Below are 16,101 nucleotides of genomic sequence, written 5' to 3'. Positions count from 1 at the left end.
CCCATGATGCGGCGACCGGCCAGATCGGTGCTGGGATGTTTTGCGGCCATATTGTTCGCTTGGGCCGCTTTCGCCGCGGCCGCGCGCGCGGCGGATGACGTCCGCATCCAGGAAGAGATCTGGGCGCTGCCACTACCGCTTCCGATGTTCGCCTATCTGGTGCGTCCCGTCGGCGACGGTCCCTTCCCGCTCGTGATCATGAATCACGGCGTCTCGCTCAACCCGACCGACCGCAGCTTCTTTCCGTTGGTCGAATTCCGCGACGCCGCCCAATGGTTCGCAAGGCGCGGCTACCTCGTGGTGGCGCCGGTCGGCTCCGGCTATGGCGCAGCCGCCATCGACATTCCTGAGCGCGCGGTCTACGGACCGTTCTTCTCCAAGATCGGCAAGTGCAGCAATCCCAATTTCCGCGACGCCGGGCTCGCGGTCGCCAAGGTCGACCTCGATATCATCGACTATCTGGCCGCCGAGAAGCGCATCATCCCCAAGGACGTGATCGTGATCGGGCAGTCCGCCGGTGGCTGGGCCTCGATCGCCTTGTCGAGCATGAACCCGCCGCAGGTGAAAGCCATCATCACCTTCGCTGCGGGTCGTGGTGGACGCGTCGGCGGCAAGCCGAACAACAACTGCGGCCCCGACAGGCTGGTTGAGGCCACCGCGGATTTCGGCCGCACATCGCGTGTGCCGATGCTGTGGATCTATATCGAGAACGACACTTTCTTCGGCCCCGAACTGTCGAAGCGCATGCATACGGCTTTCACCGCCGCCGGCGGCCGGGCCGAGTATCACCTGATGCCGCCGTTCGGCAATGAGGGCCATTTCTTCATCGGCTCGAGGGATGCCATCCCGCTGTGGTCGCCACTGGTAACGACGTTTCTCGACGCGCTGAAATAGATGCCGGATCCGTAGGTGAAATCATGCCCGATGCCCGCGACTGCCTTGCCATTCTTCTGCTTATCACCATCGCCGGCGCCACGGCAGCGCCCGGCCATGCCGCACCGAAGGGCGCCCAGGGCGAGAAGCCGGCGGCCGAAGTCGCCACACGTGGTCAGCGTGAAGCAAAGGACATCAGCTACGGCGGTTGGCAGAAGCTCTGCTTCAAGGCCGGCGGCGCGCCCACGCTGTGCCGGACCTCGATCACCGGCCAATTCGCGAGCGGACAGACGGCCGTGCGCGTCGATCTGATCGAACGCGAAGACGCCGCCACGGCCCGGCTGCAACTGTTCGTGCCTGTCGGCATGTACCTGCAACACTCACCGAAGTTGAGCGTCGACCAGGGCGCGCCCTTCCGCCTGCCCTATACCTGGTGTCTCACCAATCTGTGCATCGCTGCCGATGTGGCGGCGCCGAAGATCATCAGGGAAATGGAATCCGGCAAGACCCTGACGCTCGAACTCGTCGATTCGAACCTCCTGGCCCTGACGACTTCGATTCCGCTGGCGCAATTCGCCTCAGTCCACAAGGGAACGCCAGCCAGGACGCTCGAGCAGCAGATCGACGAATAACGGCCGGAGTCGATCTTACGAGGTGCCGGCGCGTTCGACGGACTCGATCAGTGACTTGCCCGTAAAGGGCTTGATCAGATAGGCGATGCAGCCGGACCCAAGCGCCGCAGCGCGGTTCGCGGGGCTGTCGTTGCCGGTGATGTAGATAACCGGCGCGGTGACGCCCTGCTCAGCCAGTCTTCGCCGGACGTCGATGCCGGATTTTCCACCAAGATCGATGTCGAGGACGATGCAGATCGCGGTGTAGAATTTGCCGTGCTGGAGCAAGGCCCTAGCGGAGTCGAACAGCGTGGCGTCGAAACCGTGCCCACGCAGCAACCTGCTCAGGCTGGTCCGCATGGACTGATCGTCATCGACGACAAAAACGGACGGGCATAGCGGCAAGGCGATCTGCCTTTCGGGAGATGAACGAACTGCGAGGGCTGTGACGGCGGTGGGATACTGCACACGCTTGCTTTGCGTTGCCGACCCGGCGCCTGTGCATCATTGCGCACGCCTCGCCGTGCACTGTCAACACGCCTCGATATTGTCCTTTGGGGCAATCACACCGTGGGAACCGAGCTTGCGGTGACGAAGCAGCTAATGCTCGTTCGTACCGAGCATTCCGAGCCGTTCCGCGATCGAAACGAGTTCCGCAAGCGAATGAACCTGCATCTTCTCCATCACCTGATGGCGGTGAGCTTTCACGGTGCGTTCGGTCGTCCCGAGTTCATGCGCAATCTGCTTGTTGATCCGGCCGCGCACGATGAGATTGAACACTTGTCCCTCGCGTTGCGTCAGCGTGGCCAGATGAGTCCGAAACGTCTCCAGCTTGCTGCGCTGGGCGCGCGCCGTCCGCTGACCCGCCAGAGCGCGCTCGATCGCATCGATCAACTGCTCGGAAGATATCGGCTTGGTCAGGAAGTCTTCCGCACCTGCCTTGATCGCCCGCACGGTAGTCGGCGTGTCTGCATGCCCCGTCAGGAAGATGATCGGCAGCGTCGAGCCGGACGCGATCAATCGCGCCTGCAAATCGGGGCCGCTCAATCCTGGTATGCGCACGTCGAGCAGAATGCATCCGGCCTGCTCGGGATCCAGCGCAGACTCCTCCAACTCCAGCGCCGACGCATAGGTCGCGACCTCATAGCCCGCGAGCTTCAGACGCCGTGCGATCGCAGTCCGAAAGGACTCGTCGTCATCAACCACGTGAACGAGACCCGGCACCTTCAACCTCTCGCCCAGTTCCAGCGAGGACCCATTGACGTCCTCTCGCTCGACAAAGTCAGCTTCAACAGTTTGAGAACCGAAATATCTGCTTGCAATGAGCCAAATCCCCGCAGCGGCAGCGCTTTCTCATTCTGCGCACCAAGCGCCAGAAGCTGTCCCTTGGTACAATGAACCTAGGGACAATGGATTGAAATACTGCCTTGGGCGTAAATCAACCCGGCGGGAGCGGGACAGCGCGGCGCATTCCCAGCAGCGAAAATACTCGTCGAACGGACCAAATTCGGCGATGAGCTGAGGACTTGGCCTATGTTTGTTCGCATCACAACCGATTCCGCACTGCGTCCCAATTCCCTCCGTGACCTCGGCATGACCAGCGATTCAAATGCGCTCGTCAGTTTAAGCGAATTTTCGTACAGAAAAGGCACCGAGATTTACGGTGAGAAAGAGCCCGCCGAATATGTCTATCAGGTCAAGGCGGGCGCGGTGCGAAGCTACAAGCTGTTGTCCGATGGTCGCCGGCAGATCGGCGCATTCCACCTCATCGGCGACATCTTTGGGCTCGAGAACGGTGGGGAGCATCGATTCACGACGGAAGCGGTCGTCGACACCACGGTGCGTCTGATCAAGCGGCAAAGTCTTGAAACGGTGGCCGAAAGCGATGCCATGGTAGCCAGAAACCTGCTCAGCATGACCACGAACAACCTCCAGCATGCGGAAGACCACATGCTGTTGCTCGGCCGCAAGACCTCGCTGGAGCGGGTCGCGGCGTTCCTGCTCGAAATGGACAAGCGGCTGACGGCGGCGGGCGTCATCGCGCTCCCGATGTCGCGACGCGATATTGCCGACTATCTCGGCCTGACGCTGGAGACCGTCTCACGCGCTCTGTCGCGCCTGCACGAGCTCGGCATCCTCGGCTTCATCGGCAACACCCAACGGCAGATCGTGTTGCTCGACCGGAACCAGCTCGCCGGTCTCGATCTGCAGCCTTGATCTTGGTTCGACTTGCACCCGGATCAGCGTCTACTGGACGGCACGTGACGCGTCGTCGATAGAGATCGCGCGACCTCCAAAACGCCTGGTGACGATGATTTGAACGCCCATGCAAAGCAGCAGGAATGCTGACAGTTTCGTCACCGGTGCTTCCTCGCCGAACAGCCGCGCCATGAAAGCGAGCCCGTACGGGTTGATGATCACGAACAGATCGCCCAAGCCGAACAGGAAATCGGCGATGAGTCCCGATCCCGTCACATCATCCACGCCGCTCCGTTGCGGCGCTCGGATTACCCCCGAACCGGTCCAGATGCCTTGACGGCTTCGAGATGGTCGAGCGTCTTGCGCAGGACCTCGAACAGCACGGCCGCCGACCATCCAAACAGCAGCACCCCGTTCATAGCTGTCAGTGGGCCAATGAGCCGCCACTCGCGAACGGGCGTGACATCACCGTAGCCGAGAGTTGTATAATTGACGAAGGCAAAATAGAGCAGTCCGTTTTCGACACTTGCCGCGCCGACAATGCCGTAAGTCGCAGCCCACACGAGGACTTCGAGTGTGTGCGCGACCATCAGCACCACGGCGGTGGCCATCATCACGCCCATCAAGTGCGATCCCGGCCGCGTCGTGTGACGCAAACCTGCGCTGCGGGCTATACCGACCGCGACGACGGTCACCAGTGCGTGCAGCCCGATACCGACCAGGCTAACAAGCGTGCCGACGAGAAACTGAAGCAACATAGCGCCCACCGCATTGCAACTGGCTGGTCCTGGTCTTCGATCACCGAGTTCCGAAACGACTGCGTCGCCACAGCTGCATCAGGTCAGCTGCTCGGCCATGCGTAGCTGGGCGCCGCCGGCAAGCGTCGCGATTGATCCACGTCAATGGTGGATCGCATCATGGGGGCCACGGAAAAGCGGTGAGATAACATGCGGACCCTATAGTCGTTCAAGTCCACCCCGGGAATAGCAGATTTCATGACTGCGCCGGGCCCCGGTGACAGCTTCGCGAAGCATCCAAAGCAGCTCCGCCGTGGGAATCTGATTGCTTCGTCAGCAAACCGTCGCGAGAGCTGAGACGCTCTCGGAGCACGATGCCGCTAACAGGCCTTGGATCCCTTCATCGATGCCCGATCGGCGAGGAGAACACCGGCGGCGGCGGCCGGTAGGGAGTGACGGAAACTCCGAAGTTCCGGCCATATTGCTGCTGAACACCGGGGATGTTGACGACCCCGAGCTTGGGGTCAGGCGATCTGGCATCGATGGGCGGCAGATTGATGCTCGGATTGACTCGATCGACCTCCCTCCCGAGCTTCAGGTTGAGACAGTCCATCGATCGGCTGGAACCGATTTCCACCTCTACGCATCTGTCGGGCAAGGCCGGCGCGCGGCTGCCATTGGGCGGGGCCGACATGCGGCCATCAGGGGCGATCCTGGGTGCGCTGCTTCCGATTACGATCGGCGGAAGAATGTTGACCTGCTCTTCGGCCACGGCTTGTGACAGGAGACAGGCTGTCAGAACGAACGAAGGCGCTACCAGCCGCATCGCGATCTCCTCTTCCAAAGAGTGGGCGCGAACTGGCTCACCCGGACAATCCGTTCGTGCGCACGGCCCCTATCGCCCTGCCCGCACCTGCGCAACGAGCGCGCTGAGCTGGGTGTTGAGCGCAACAATATTCACCGTGCCCGTTCGCGACAGGCCCAGACATTTCCGCCCGCAGCCGCGGCCCGATGGAGCCGGCTCGCCAAACGTCGGCACCGGAACACTGCCGGTCACGCGAAAGCCGCGAGCGGTGAGCTTGGAACGCACCGCCATGCAGTAGTTCACCGAAAGGAATGAGAAGCGCGTTTCGCCATGGCCGGCGCGATATTTCATCGCGGCGGTACAGAGGTCGCCGCCGGCGAGGCGCCAAGCCTTCGCAAGATAGACGACACCGTAATGGATGTTGATCTCGGGCACGGCCAGATCGGCCAGCGTGCCGGAGAAACCGAGCATGCGTGCCGTCGAGGGCAGGATTTGCATCAAGCCGACTTCGCCGACCCCGCCGACGGCCCGAGGATCATATCCGCTCTCCACAGCCATCACCGCCTCGGCGATCTCGGGCGCGAGACCGGCCTGCGCGGCCTCCTTTTCAATCAGGGCGCGATAACGCGAACCCGCATCGGGGGCTCGCGGTGGCAGCACTTCGACCGCAGCGTGACGAGCGTCGACCGTTTTCGGTGCCGAGGTCGTCTCGGCGCGAGCGCCTGCCGGCAACAATTGGGCGAGCAGAAGCAATCCCGGGACCAAAGCAGTCGACGGCAACGACATCATTGACCGCGCCAAGCCAGCGCTCCCGTTGCGGGCCGACATTCTCTATTTCTCCTGCAATCGATCCGTCGCCCGCGGCGAGAACCGCAAGTGCAGCGGTTGCAGCATCTCGGGCGGTGGCACACCAACATCTCCTCCGGTCAGCAAGGCCCGAAGCTCGACGGAAGCCTTGGGGTCATCGAGTCCGTCAAACTCGACGCGATGCAGCCGACCGTCCGACGATACCCAAGCTCGCAGAACGAATGTCACAGGCGGCGCATCGCCGCCGGTGACGCGGCGGTCCAGGTACTCCTGGAAATGTCGTGCCCTTACGTCGTCGGACGCCAGTCGCTGCTCGATCTTCTCCTTCAATTGCCCTGCGAAGGCCTGCCAAGCCGGCGGAGCTGCATCGGCCGCACGGTAGTCGCTCCTGTCCGCGGCAACGGGCGATGCGTCGACGCCAGCTGCGGCGACAAGCAAACCGGCCGCCGCAGCCAGCGAACCCGCGATTCTATTCCACCACGTTGCGCGGGATTCACGGTCGGCCATCGTCAACATGTCTCGCTGGACTTGCGAGCGAACTCTTTCCGAACGCCTCGGGGACATCGCAACGCGCTACTGAAGAGCGGCCGCCGGGCCGCCGACGTCGGCGTTCTCGTATCCGGCTGCCTGTTCGACCGGCGCCGTCGTTCCCTTCCTGGCCGACAGCTCGCGAAGTTCATCGCGCAAATAAACGATCAGCTCCTGGACCAGGCGATCCCAGATGTCGATCTGCGCGCGCAGATGGTCCGCGGTCACGCCGCCCGCGACCGAGACATCCAGGGAAAGCACGAGGAACTGCTGGCTGAGTTGAAGACGCGCAAACCGGCGCGTCGCGTTCCAGCGATTGACCAGATCGAGCGGAAGCTCGCCCTGAACCTGGAGCACCGCAGTAAGGGCTGCATCGACGAAACTCTCCGCGTCCGCGAGCCAATTCCCCGGACGAATGTCGAAGGTCAGACCGCCAGTTGCCGAGCGGAGATAGGTCAGATTGACCACGGGATCGGTGAGTTCCTCCACGCGGTAGCCGACCTGTTGCAGTGCTGAACGCAGATCATTGAGCGTGAGCTTGACGATAATTGTATTGGACATTGCTAACTCCACTGCGACTCATTTCCGGGAATTGTCGAGCAAACCCGAAAGGGCAAGCTCGTTGAGAATGGGCGGGTTCTGCTTGAGCAATTCAGCGAGATAGGCCCGCCGCAGCGCGGTGGCCCGCTCGCTGCGCATCTGCTGCACCAGCTGATCGCGCACTTCGGGCAAGGTCCGGGTGTACGCCGCCTTCGTGTCGATCAGCTTGATGATGTGCCAGCCATCGTCGAGCCGGACGGGCTCCGAGATCGTATTCCTGGCCAGTCCCTGCACCTGTGCCTTGATCTCCGGCCGGATCTGGTTGTCGGCCACCCAGCCGAGATCGCCGCCGCCTTTTGAATCGCTCTCCGCCTGTGCAATCGCGCCGAAATCGGCGCCTGGCGCCTTCAGCTTCGCCTGGATTGCCTCGATCGCCTTCTTCGCTTTGTCGTCAGCCGCTTTGTCGCCCTCGGTCGCTGCGACGAAAATCTGCGCGAGGTGGAACTGACGAGGCACCAGCAAGGCGCCGCGGTTGGCGTCGTAGACCTTTTGGACCTCGTCCTCGCTCGGGAAATTCTCTGGAGGCGTCGACACCGATTGCAGATAGATCTCGACCACGGCGTTCTCGCGCACGCGATCGAGCTGCGCCGCGACTTTGGGCTGCTGATCCCACTTCTTGGTGATCACCTCCTGCAAGACCAGCCGGTTGGCGAGCAGCATGCGAACCGCCTGGCTCAGCAGCGCCGGGTCCTTCGCGAGCGCCGCTTGCTCGCGCGCTCCCAGCGCGCCGACATAAGCGCGGAGCTCCTCCGCCGAAATATTGGCATCGCCGACCCGGGCGATGACATCGTCGCCGCCGGTCGTCTTGGCGGAAGCAAGCCCCTGGGTCGACGGTGCGGGGGGCGCCGGCGTCGGCGCTGTCGCGGCGGGAGCCGCCGGCTTCGGCTTCACCGCGGGTTGAGCCGGACGTTGAGGCGCCGGCGCGGTCTGGGCAAATGCCGTCTCCACCGACAGGCTCAAGATCGCCACGGCAGCTCCGACAACAAGGGTCGATCTCGACGATCGGATGACGTTGGGACGGTTCATGGTGTTGCCTTCTGGTCAAGCAGCTTGTCGACACTTTCCTGGACGAAATTCTGCGCGCCGACGCGGCCTAGACCCGTCAGCGGCTCGCTTGCGACTGCGGCGTCGCCCAGTGTCAGGCTGCGATATCGATTGAGAATGTCGCGGCCGACATTGACGAGTTGCACGTTCTTGGCCTGGCAGCTCTTGGTGCTGGCCTTGAAGGCCGCCGCCTCGCCTTCGAACTTGGCACGCTCTGCGTCCTTGGTGCGGGCGACGGTGGCGGCCTCCTCGTAAGCGACCTTCCACTTCTCCAGCGTCTGGTTGCGCTCCTCCAGACGCTGATTGAATTCATCGACTGCTTCGCGATGCTGCCTCTGAAGCTGCTTCGCTTCCGCCTTGGCCGCATCGATCTGCGCCTTCAGGGCCGCCTTCTCGCGGTCAGCGTCCGCGATCTTCGCCTGCAGCGCCGTGCGCTGGTCCTCCATCTGCCGCGCCTGTGCGATGGCGCTGCGCAGCGCCTCGCGCAAGCGGTCGGTCTCGCTTTCGGCATGAACCTCGCCACAGAACATCGCGGTCGCGATTGCGGCCGCCACGAGACCGGGAATCCGGGAAAGCATGATCAGAACCTCGCGTTCAGATCGACTTGCAGGACATCGACGGCGTAAGGCACGCCCGCGATGTTGTTCGCGCTCAGCCAGCGGACGCTGGCCCACACGTCATCGCTGAGTCCGACATTGCCACCGACGAAGTAGCCCTTGAGATTGGTGCCGCCGAGCCCGAAATCGGAATCGACGAACGCGTCGATGGTGGCGTCGGATTGCAGATATTTGTAACCCGCATGCACGTTCCAATCCCAGAGATGCTTGATCTGCCTATGGCCGACGGTGACGCGGCCGAGCCATCCCTGATTTCCGCCGTTGAAGGCACCTGGCACACCGGCCGCGACATCGGGCCCGCGGTTGTTGACGGCATATCGATTCATCAGATTGCGGTCGAACGCGCTGTTCCAGACGTACTCGCCGTCGAGCACGATATGCACCGGGTGGAAATGGCCGAGATCGAACTGCACGCTGCCGACGACAGGCCGATACTGCCCGACCAGACCAAAATATTGAAAGAGCGGCGGCACGGCCACCGCCGGGTCGGAGACGATATTGCGCAGCGTCGTATAGGTGTTGCCCTTCTGGGCGAACGACGGTCGTGTCACATCGCTGTCGCACAGATCCGACGATGACTGCACCAGACAGGGGCTGGAGAAGCGTCCCTGGACATTGGAGAAATCGTAATAGGCGGCGGCGACGCGCATCGACGTTTCGGAGCTGAGGCGCGCCGCCACGCCCGCCTGGCCGCCGAACAGCCATTTGTCGTGGCTGGCGAACTTCGTGACCCCGCCGGTGTTCGCATCGAAATTGGTACCGAGGTTGAAGTCGGTATTGTAGATCGGGAACGCACCGGCTACCGCGAACGGCGTGACGTCCTTGGCGATCTCATACTTTCCTTGCACGGCGAGGCCGTCGAAGCCGAGATCCTTGTGCCAGACGAGATCGGTCGGCGACCAGAACGGATTGTCGAAGCGGCCGACGGACACCGACAGGTTTCCATCCCAGGATTGATGCTTGAGATAGCCCCGATCGAGCCACAGCGCGTATTTCGAGAAGTTGCCGCCGTTCGCGCCAAGCGACTGATTGGTGGAGACGGGCGAACTGTTCTCTCCCGTCGCGATGCGTATGCCCGCGGTAAACCCATTGAAGATGTCGGCCTCCATGCCCAGGCGGGCGCGAAGCCGGGCCTGGTGCCGGTCCTGCGTGGCGTTGTAGGTCGGCGCGAAGCTGTTGCTATTGAGATCGTACGGGGAGCCCGTGTTGATCGCGTTGAAATTATAAGCGTGAAGCTGATCGTTGCCTTCCGGAAAGAAGCTGCCTTGATAGCGCGAGCGTATATCGCCCGTGAATCGGATCCGCTGCGCCCACTCCGGATAGGCGCCGGGCGAAGCCCAGTTTTCCTTTTGCGCCTTGGCCATCACTTCCTTCTTGATCTCCTCGCGCAGCTGCCGTTTGACCACCTCCGGCACGTACGTGACGTGCCGGGTGCCGGGCGGCGAGGCAGCCGCAGTTGCTGCGGTCGCGGCCTTTGCCGCTTCATCGGCCTTGGCGGCGGCGTCCTTTGTGGCCTGGCGCGACACATAGGCTTCGTCGTCGGCCTGCTTGATCAGCGCCTGGGCCTGCTCCTCCTTGATCACGCCTTGCTTCACCAGCAAGTTGACCAGGTTGATCGTCGTGTTCGACGACAGCGGCTTTGCGTCGGACACGGCGGGACGCTTGGCTTCGGACTTCTTCGCCGCCATCGGGCTCTGATCCGGTGCGGCCTGGCCAAAAGCGGGCGCCGCGACGGCAAGCGCACACAGCGATATGGCGGTCGACGACGTCAGGCGGCGTACGTCGCGTTTCTTCTTGAACATAAGTCCCCAGTCCTCTGCTAGTCACTCGACTCGAACGAATTGGTTGCGGCGGATCAGCTTGGCCGGCGTGCCGTGACGCGCGTCACCATCGGCATCGGCATGTCCCTGGGTGGCGGCTCCCGCAACACGAGACTGCCAAGCACGTCGTTGCGGATAGCGGCGTCGAGCTCGGCGTCGCCGGTCGACGAGACCAGCTGAATGCGACTGACGCGGCCGGTCGCATCGGCCCACAGCCGGATTTGCACCTGCATCGTCGCGTTGCGCGTCTTGCCGTTGGCGCGGAGCGCCGCCTCGATCTGCGACTGCACGATGGAGGCATACCAGCCCCAACGACTGCCGCCGCCTCCTCCGCCGCCATAGGGGCTGCCGCCCACCTTGCTGCCGAGATTGAACAGGTCGCCGGGCCCGACGGCCTTGGCATCGAGCGCCAGCGGCCCCGGCGGCTCTTCGTTTTTGGCGTCCTTGATCGGCTCGTCCTTAGGCTTCTCGACCGGCTTGTCTTCCTTGAATTCCGGCTCCGCCATCTTCGGCTGCTCGACCATCTTCTGCTCGGGCGGCGGTGGAGGTGGCGGCGGAGGCGGCGGCGGCGTGATCGTGACGACGGTCAGCTCGCGCACCTGGCGCGGCGGCGGCATGTCGTCGTGGCCGACGAGCAGGAATATCATGACGCCAAGGACGCCAATGATGGCCAGGGCAGCACCGTAACGCAGCCATGATTTCGCTCGCGGCAAGGTTGGCGGCCGCGGACCGCCCTGCTCATTCGGTGTCGTCATGACACCGCCTCGAGCGCTACCGGTTCGGAATTCCTGCCGGTGACGTACTGCACGACGAACTTCACGACCGTATCGAAGTCGGTCGTATCCAGCGTGATCGTGGCATCGGGAGCCGCCTCGATGACGACGTGATAGGTGGCCTGATCGGGCAGGAAGTCGACATAGGCAACGCGATCGATCGACAGGCGCGAGCCTGGGCAGCGCGACATCGCCAGAAGCAACGGATCGCGCTCGGGCGCGCGGCTCGCGACTTGCTTGCGCAGCAGGTCCGCAAGCTTGACCAGCAGGGCTTCACCGCGGATCGGGAAATGAAGCACCGTGCCGATATCCGGCGCGTTTCGTCCGACGCCGGCTTGCTCGACCTCTCGCATTCCAGCAGTCGATGCCCGCGGCTCGAGCGAATGCGCGCTTACGAGGATCGATGGCACCTCGACGGCGGCCCGGTCCGCACCGGACGATATCCCGCGAAGCCATGCCCACAAGGCCCTGGCTCCCCTTCGCGGATCGGCGCGCATAACCATGGAGGTGCCCATTCGTTCCGTCACTTCACAAGCGGCTTGGTCGCGAGCCCGACCTGCGTCAGGCCGACACGGCCAAGCAGGTCGAGCACGTCCATCACGCTCTGATATTGGGCTTGCGCATCGCCGCGTAGCACCACGGGGAATTCCGGCGTCAACGCCTTCTGCTGCACCAGGCGCTGCTCGAGCTCCGGCAGCGTCACCGGGATCGTATCGAGGAAGATCTTGCCGTCGTTGGCGACCGTGATCGCCTTGGTGGTCTGGGTAGCGAGGCTCGGCGCAGCTGACGCTTTCGGCAGATTGACCTTCTGGCCCTGCACAGTCGCCGTCGTCATGATGATGAAAATCACCAGCAGAACGTAGGCGAGATCCAGCATCGGCGTGATGTTGATGTCGTCATACGGCTTGGAGTCGTTCTGGACCTGCATCGTCGTTACTCCGCGGCGATGCTGCGTTCGATCTGGTCGGCGGAGTAGAACTCCGCCATTTTCGTCACGAACTCGTCGACGAAGACCTGGATGTCGGTGGTCAGATCCTTGATGCGGGAGATCAGGTAGTTGTAGCCGAACAGCGCCGGGATCGCGACGCCCAAGCCGGCGACCGTCGCGACCAACGCGGCGGCGATGCCCGGGGCGATCGCATTGACGTTGACGTCTCCGCTGGCTGCGATGGCGGCGAAGGTGATCATGACGCCAACGACGGTGCCGAGCAGGCCGAGGAACGGTCCGCCCGAGATCGCGATGGTCAGCACCACCATGAGCCGGTTGAGCCGTTGCGTCTCCTTCACCGAGCCGCCGTCCAGCGCGGCGCGGATGGCGGCAATCGACGCGGCCGAGAGCACCGGGATACGCTCGCCCTTTCCGGCGAAGCGATGGCGGATCTCCGATGCCCCGATATGGTAGATGCGATAGAGCGACGACGCCTGCATCATCTTGGCATCGACTTCGTCGATCCGGCCACCCAGGGTCCAGATCTCGTCGGCGTCGCCGCGATCGAGCATGGTGAGATCGGCCGCGAGCTCGCGGAAGCTCTTCATGAAGCGCGCGTTGGCCTTGGCTTGCTTGTTCAGGTAGGAAGCCCTGTCGTACATCACGACCCAGCTGACGACCGCGAGGATCAACAGGATGCCGATCACGATCCAGCCGTCGAGCGTCACCGATTTCAGGATCACTGCGAAGTAACCCGACAGCCAGCTCGCGGTCTCCTCGTCGACGCTGAAACTCACGAGCTTGGCCTGGTTCGGTCCCTGCCCGGTGGCGACGAACTTGATGAAGCCCGGCGACCGCGCAACCTTTGCGAACTGCAGTTCGTCGATGTCGCCGACGAAGCCGGCCATGGCCGCGGCGACAACAGTTGCGGCCTCCGGTGCCGGGGCTGACGCATCCGGAGCTGCCGCACCGTCCGCTGCAGACGATGGCTGTGCCGCCGCGGCACTGGCCACGGGTGATGCAGGCGCTGCATCGCCCCCGACCGTGGCATTCGTGCTAAGCGCCGGCAGCGTTGCCGCGAGCGACGCATAGGGTGCACCATCAAGATAGAGCACGACCTGGCCGCCGTTCGCGACGACGGCGACATGATGCCAGCCATTCGGCGCCAGCGGCGCAGCGGCGCCGCTGCGTTGCGCGGACCCCGCGTTCGTGACCTCCACGAACGGCACGCCATTATCCAGCCCGATAACGAGACCGTTGGCGCCGTCGCGGCGGCTATACAGGGCTGCGTTGGGCTGCATCGCTCCTGGCTTGATCCAGGCAGACCATGTGAATGCAGCGTTGTCGCTCAAGGCGAGCGACGATGCAGCCGGCAGAGTCAGCACGCCGCGACCGTCGAGGCGCAAGCCGGTGCCGATCAGCGAGCCGTCTGCGGGCTGGCCGACGCTTTGCGCATTGTTGGCCCAGACCGACGCGTCCAGCGCCGGCGTGCCCCGTTCGTTGAAGTGATAGACCAGTAGCGTATCCGGATCGTAAGTCCCCTTCGGATCGCTGGTCGCGACCGCCTTCTTGTTGCCCGAATAGAGCCAGATGTCGGTCTTGGCGCCGGGCTGAAGGTTGGGCACGGCCACCCAGAGCAGCGCCTCGCCGAGCAGCGAGTCGTACTTCTCGATGTGGTGCTTCAGCGGTGTCTTGTCGTCGCCGGCCACGAAGCGCAGGTCGCTGCCGTCATCCTTGGCGGATGCAAAGCGGAAATTTCCGACATGCAGCCGAACCAGGACGGGCGCAGTCCCGATCGGATCGGTAATGCCGGCACCCGATGCGCTGGCGTCGATCGTGATCTTCTTGCGGAGCTGCCACTCGTCGTTCCACCACGCCCTGGCAGGCGACGGACACAACATTGCGGCCGCAACCAACGCCGGCACCAGTCCTGTCAGAGCTCGCCGAAGCGCCGATCGGCACACGCCAGCCATATGATCCCATCCCGCAGTCATCAGAATTCACCCCAGATTCGGAAATTGACGCGCGGACTCCTCGCGCTCGAGTAGGTCTGACTGACCATCGGCACCGAATAAACCAGCGTGCCGTTCAGGTAGTCGAACATCTTGAATCGGCTGCCGACGCCGTAGCTCCACAGATTGAACTGCGATTGCTGGTCGGGAAGTGCGTTCAGCATGGTCGCCATGCCGGCGTCCGCAAATGCGAACGCCCGCCATTCGTTGAAGATCGTGAAGCGCGCCTTGCCCTGCCCGGTCTCGTCCTTCATCCGGCTTTGCAGCATCTCGCCCACATTGGGGCTGCGCAGCTCGAGATTGCCGACAACGCCGTTGTCGCCGAGCGTCTCCGACTCGAGATAGCCGCGCACGGTGTCGAGGCCGCCGACGCTGAACTGCTCGCTCGAGACCAGCGGTCCGTCCGCGACCTGTCCCTGCACCTTGCCGTAGAGCTGGAAGCCTTCCGGCAATTCCTGGGTATGCGCGACATCGACGTTGAAATGGGTGAAACTGGGGGAAGCCGCGTAGCGCTTGTTGTCGAACGGCACCACGCCATCGCCCAGCGGCCGCAGGTTGTAGGTGACGGCGGCATTGAACTGGGTCGTGAACCCCTCGTCCTGGAATGTCGCGCCATAACTTGCGACAAACGGATAATAGGTGACCGGAGACGAGAAGCCGACACCGCCGAGCTTCACGGTCTGATCGAAATGCTTGTAGTCGACCCCGGCCGAAAGCGTATGGAACAGGTTTTCCCGCGTCGGCAGCGTCATCACCGCGCGACTGCCGATGATCTCTCCGGGCCCGATCACGTTCGTGCCGCCCACGGTCGCGACATCGCTGCTCGATTTCACGCCGTAGAACAGGACGCTCAGCCAATCGACGTTCTGCACCCGCGCCAGATAGGAGCCGGAAAACACTTCCGCGTCGCCCGGACGTTCCGGCGCGACCTGATAGCTGAAATTGACGGAGTGGCCGAGCTGCCAGAGATTGTCGTAGTGCACCGTGCTGCTGACACGCAGCGCCGTCGTATTGGGGGACTTGCGGTTATTCACTTCGACGTTGGCATGTATCGGGACCTTGTCCTCGACATTCAGGTCGACGTCGACCGTGCCCGGCGTCACACCGGCGCGCAGGGCGGGAGTTACGCGTCGATCGGGCCACTGGTTGAGCGCGACGATATCCTTGGTAACTTCGTTGAAGTTCGGGACCGTCCCCTCCTTGAGAGAGCCCGCCCCCTCGGCGATCTTGTCGAGCCGGAAATAGCGCGCGTTCTTGACCCGCAGACGGCCGACCTTCAGCTCCGTCACCTTGAGGGTGATCATCCTGGCCTGCGCATTCTGCTGCGGAACGGAGACGCTGACGGTCTGATAACCCCTGTCGTGGTATGCCTTCTCGAGTGCCGCCCGCGCCTTTTCGACGTCGTCGGCACTCTTGTTCGGCCCGAGATATGGATACACCGCCTCTTCGATGTCGATCTGCGGGAGCGTCTCGGCGCCCTGGATCGCGAAATCGTCGATGTCGAACCGCTGCACGGCGGCGGCCGGCTTTTGCGCGGCAGCAGCTTCACTTGCCGGGGGAGCGGACGGGTTGTTAGTCTTCGGCGCTCCGGCTGCGGAGACCTTGGCCGCATGGGCCGGAAGCGCGGCAACGAGGCCGCCGGCCAACATGCCCGCCGTCAGACAAAGCAACGCCGTGCCCGCCGACGCATGCCGGCGGTGCTCGCAATCAATTCCACTTTTCACAGATGCCCCGCCCGACTCCCGAA

General features: G+C 63.3%; 19 protein-coding genes. 3 read left to right on the top strand and 16 right to left on the bottom strand.

What is annotated here, in order from left to right; translation table 11 throughout:
* Positions 1-3 precede the first annotated feature (3 nt).
* A complete protein-coding gene (locus tag GGD66_RS21185) occupies positions 4-894 on the top strand; it encodes an alpha/beta hydrolase family protein (RefSeq protein ID WP_409362379.1) in 891 nt (296 codons plus the stop codon).
* A gap of 23 nt (positions 895-917) precedes the next feature.
* On the top strand, positions 918-1,505 hold the full coding sequence (locus GGD66_RS21180; protein WP_183258938.1) for an invasion associated locus B family protein: 588 nt from the start codon (positions 918-920) through the stop codon (positions 1,503-1,505).
* 15 nt (positions 1,506-1,520) lie between these two features.
* Here the strand turns inward: GGD66_RS21180 and GGD66_RS21175 are convergent, their stop codons facing one another.
* Together GGD66_RS21175 and GGD66_RS21170 are read right to left on the bottom strand one after the other, a co-directional pair.
* Positions 1,521-1,889 (bottom strand): response regulator, encoded by a 369-nt coding sequence (locus GGD66_RS21175; RefSeq protein WP_283806118.1) that lies wholly within the window; start codon positions 1,887-1,889, stop codon positions 1,521-1,523.
* A 195-nt stretch (positions 1,890-2,084) separates the two neighbouring features.
* Positions 2,085-2,708: a response regulator transcription factor gene (locus tag GGD66_RS21170; RefSeq protein WP_026202278.1), complete on the bottom strand. Its 624-nt coding sequence runs from the start codon at positions 2,706-2,708 to the stop codon at positions 2,085-2,087.
* A 309-nt stretch (positions 2,709-3,017) separates the two neighbouring features.
* Here GGD66_RS21170 and GGD66_RS21165 point away from each other — a divergent pair, with 309 nt between their 5' ends.
* Positions 3,018-3,701, top strand: coding sequence for a helix-turn-helix domain-containing protein (locus tag GGD66_RS21165; RefSeq protein ID WP_183258883.1), 684 nt, complete (start codon positions 3,018-3,020; stop codon positions 3,699-3,701).
* Between the two features lie 30 nt (positions 3,702-3,731).
* Here the strand turns inward: GGD66_RS21165 and GGD66_RS21160 are convergent, their stop codons facing one another.
* The 14 genes from GGD66_RS21160 to GGD66_RS21095 form a co-directional block, all read right to left on the bottom strand.
* Positions 3,732-3,968, bottom strand: coding sequence for a hypothetical protein (locus GGD66_RS21160; RefSeq protein WP_183258882.1), 237 nt, complete (start codon positions 3,966-3,968; stop codon positions 3,732-3,734).
* A 23-nt stretch (positions 3,969-3,991) separates the two neighbouring features.
* Complete coding sequence (locus GGD66_RS21155; RefSeq protein WP_183231536.1) at positions 3,992-4,441, bottom strand: potassium channel family protein; 450 nt, start codon at positions 4,439-4,441, stop codon at positions 3,992-3,994.
* Positions 4,442-4,820: 379 nt separating this feature from the next.
* The gene (locus GGD66_RS41590; protein WP_246788939.1) at positions 4,821-5,246 is read right to left on the bottom strand and encodes a hypothetical protein; all 426 of its coding nucleotides are present in this window, start codon (positions 5,244-5,246) and stop codon (positions 4,821-4,823) included.
* A gap of 69 nt (positions 5,247-5,315) precedes the next feature.
* Positions 5,316-6,014 (bottom strand): transglycosylase SLT domain-containing protein, encoded by a 699-nt coding sequence (locus GGD66_RS21145; protein WP_409362378.1) that lies wholly within the window; start codon positions 6,012-6,014, stop codon positions 5,316-5,318.
* A gap of 42 nt (positions 6,015-6,056) precedes the next feature.
* Positions 6,057-6,539, bottom strand: a complete 483-nt coding sequence (locus GGD66_RS21140) for a hypothetical protein (protein WP_183258881.1) — start codon at positions 6,537-6,539, stop codon at positions 6,057-6,059.
* 66 nt (positions 6,540-6,605) lie between these two features.
* Positions 6,606-7,121 (bottom strand): YbjN domain-containing protein, encoded by a 516-nt coding sequence (locus GGD66_RS21135; protein ID WP_183258880.1) that lies wholly within the window; start codon positions 7,119-7,121, stop codon positions 6,606-6,608.
* Positions 7,122-7,139: 18 nt separating this feature from the next.
* Positions 7,140-8,186 carry a peptidylprolyl isomerase gene (locus GGD66_RS21130; RefSeq protein WP_210321622.1) on the bottom strand — a complete coding sequence of 349 codons (1,047 nt, stop codon included), beginning with the start codon at positions 8,184-8,186 and terminating at the stop codon, positions 7,140-7,142.
* Positions 8,183-8,782, bottom strand: a complete 600-nt coding sequence (locus GGD66_RS21125) for a hypothetical protein (RefSeq protein ID WP_210321621.1) — start codon at positions 8,780-8,782, stop codon at positions 8,183-8,185. The genes GGD66_RS21130 and GGD66_RS21125 overlap by 4 nt, the downstream gene beginning before the upstream one ends.
* A 2-nt stretch (positions 8,783-8,784) precedes the next feature.
* Complete coding sequence (locus GGD66_RS21120) at positions 8,785-10,623, bottom strand: putative porin (protein WP_183258879.1); 1,839 nt, start codon at positions 10,621-10,623, stop codon at positions 8,785-8,787.
* A gap of 53 nt (positions 10,624-10,676) precedes the next feature.
* Positions 10,677-11,396, bottom strand: a complete 720-nt coding sequence (locus GGD66_RS21115) for a TonB C-terminal domain-containing protein (protein ID WP_183258878.1) — start codon at positions 11,394-11,396, stop codon at positions 10,677-10,679.
* Positions 11,393-11,767 carry a hypothetical protein gene (locus tag GGD66_RS21110; protein ID WP_183258877.1) on the bottom strand — a complete coding sequence of 125 codons (375 nt, stop codon included), beginning with the start codon at positions 11,765-11,767 and terminating at the stop codon, positions 11,393-11,395. Before GGD66_RS21110 ends, GGD66_RS21115 begins: the two co-directional genes overlap by 4 nt.
* Positions 11,768-11,937: 170 nt before the next feature.
* Positions 11,938-12,342, bottom strand: coding sequence for a biopolymer transporter ExbD (locus tag GGD66_RS21105; RefSeq protein WP_018319914.1), 405 nt, complete (start codon positions 12,340-12,342; stop codon positions 11,938-11,940).
* A 5-nt stretch (positions 12,343-12,347) separates the two neighbouring features.
* Positions 12,348-14,243: a DUF2341 domain-containing protein gene (locus GGD66_RS21100; RefSeq protein ID WP_246788938.1), complete on the bottom strand. Its 1,896-nt coding sequence runs from the start codon at positions 14,241-14,243 to the stop codon at positions 12,348-12,350.
* A gap of 92 nt (positions 14,244-14,335) precedes the next feature.
* Entirely contained in the window at positions 14,336-16,003 is a 1,668-nt protein-coding gene (locus GGD66_RS21095; RefSeq protein WP_183258875.1) for a ShlB/FhaC/HecB family hemolysin secretion/activation protein, read from the bottom strand.
* Positions 16,004-16,101: the final 98 nt, after the last annotated feature.

This window comes from Bradyrhizobium sp. CIR48, from assembly GCF_014198315.1.
Lineage (GTDB): Bacteria > Pseudomonadota > Alphaproteobacteria > Rhizobiales > Xanthobacteraceae > Bradyrhizobium.
Note: the sequence above shows the minus strand (reverse complement) of the source record. Positions and strands in the feature narration are given on the sequence as shown.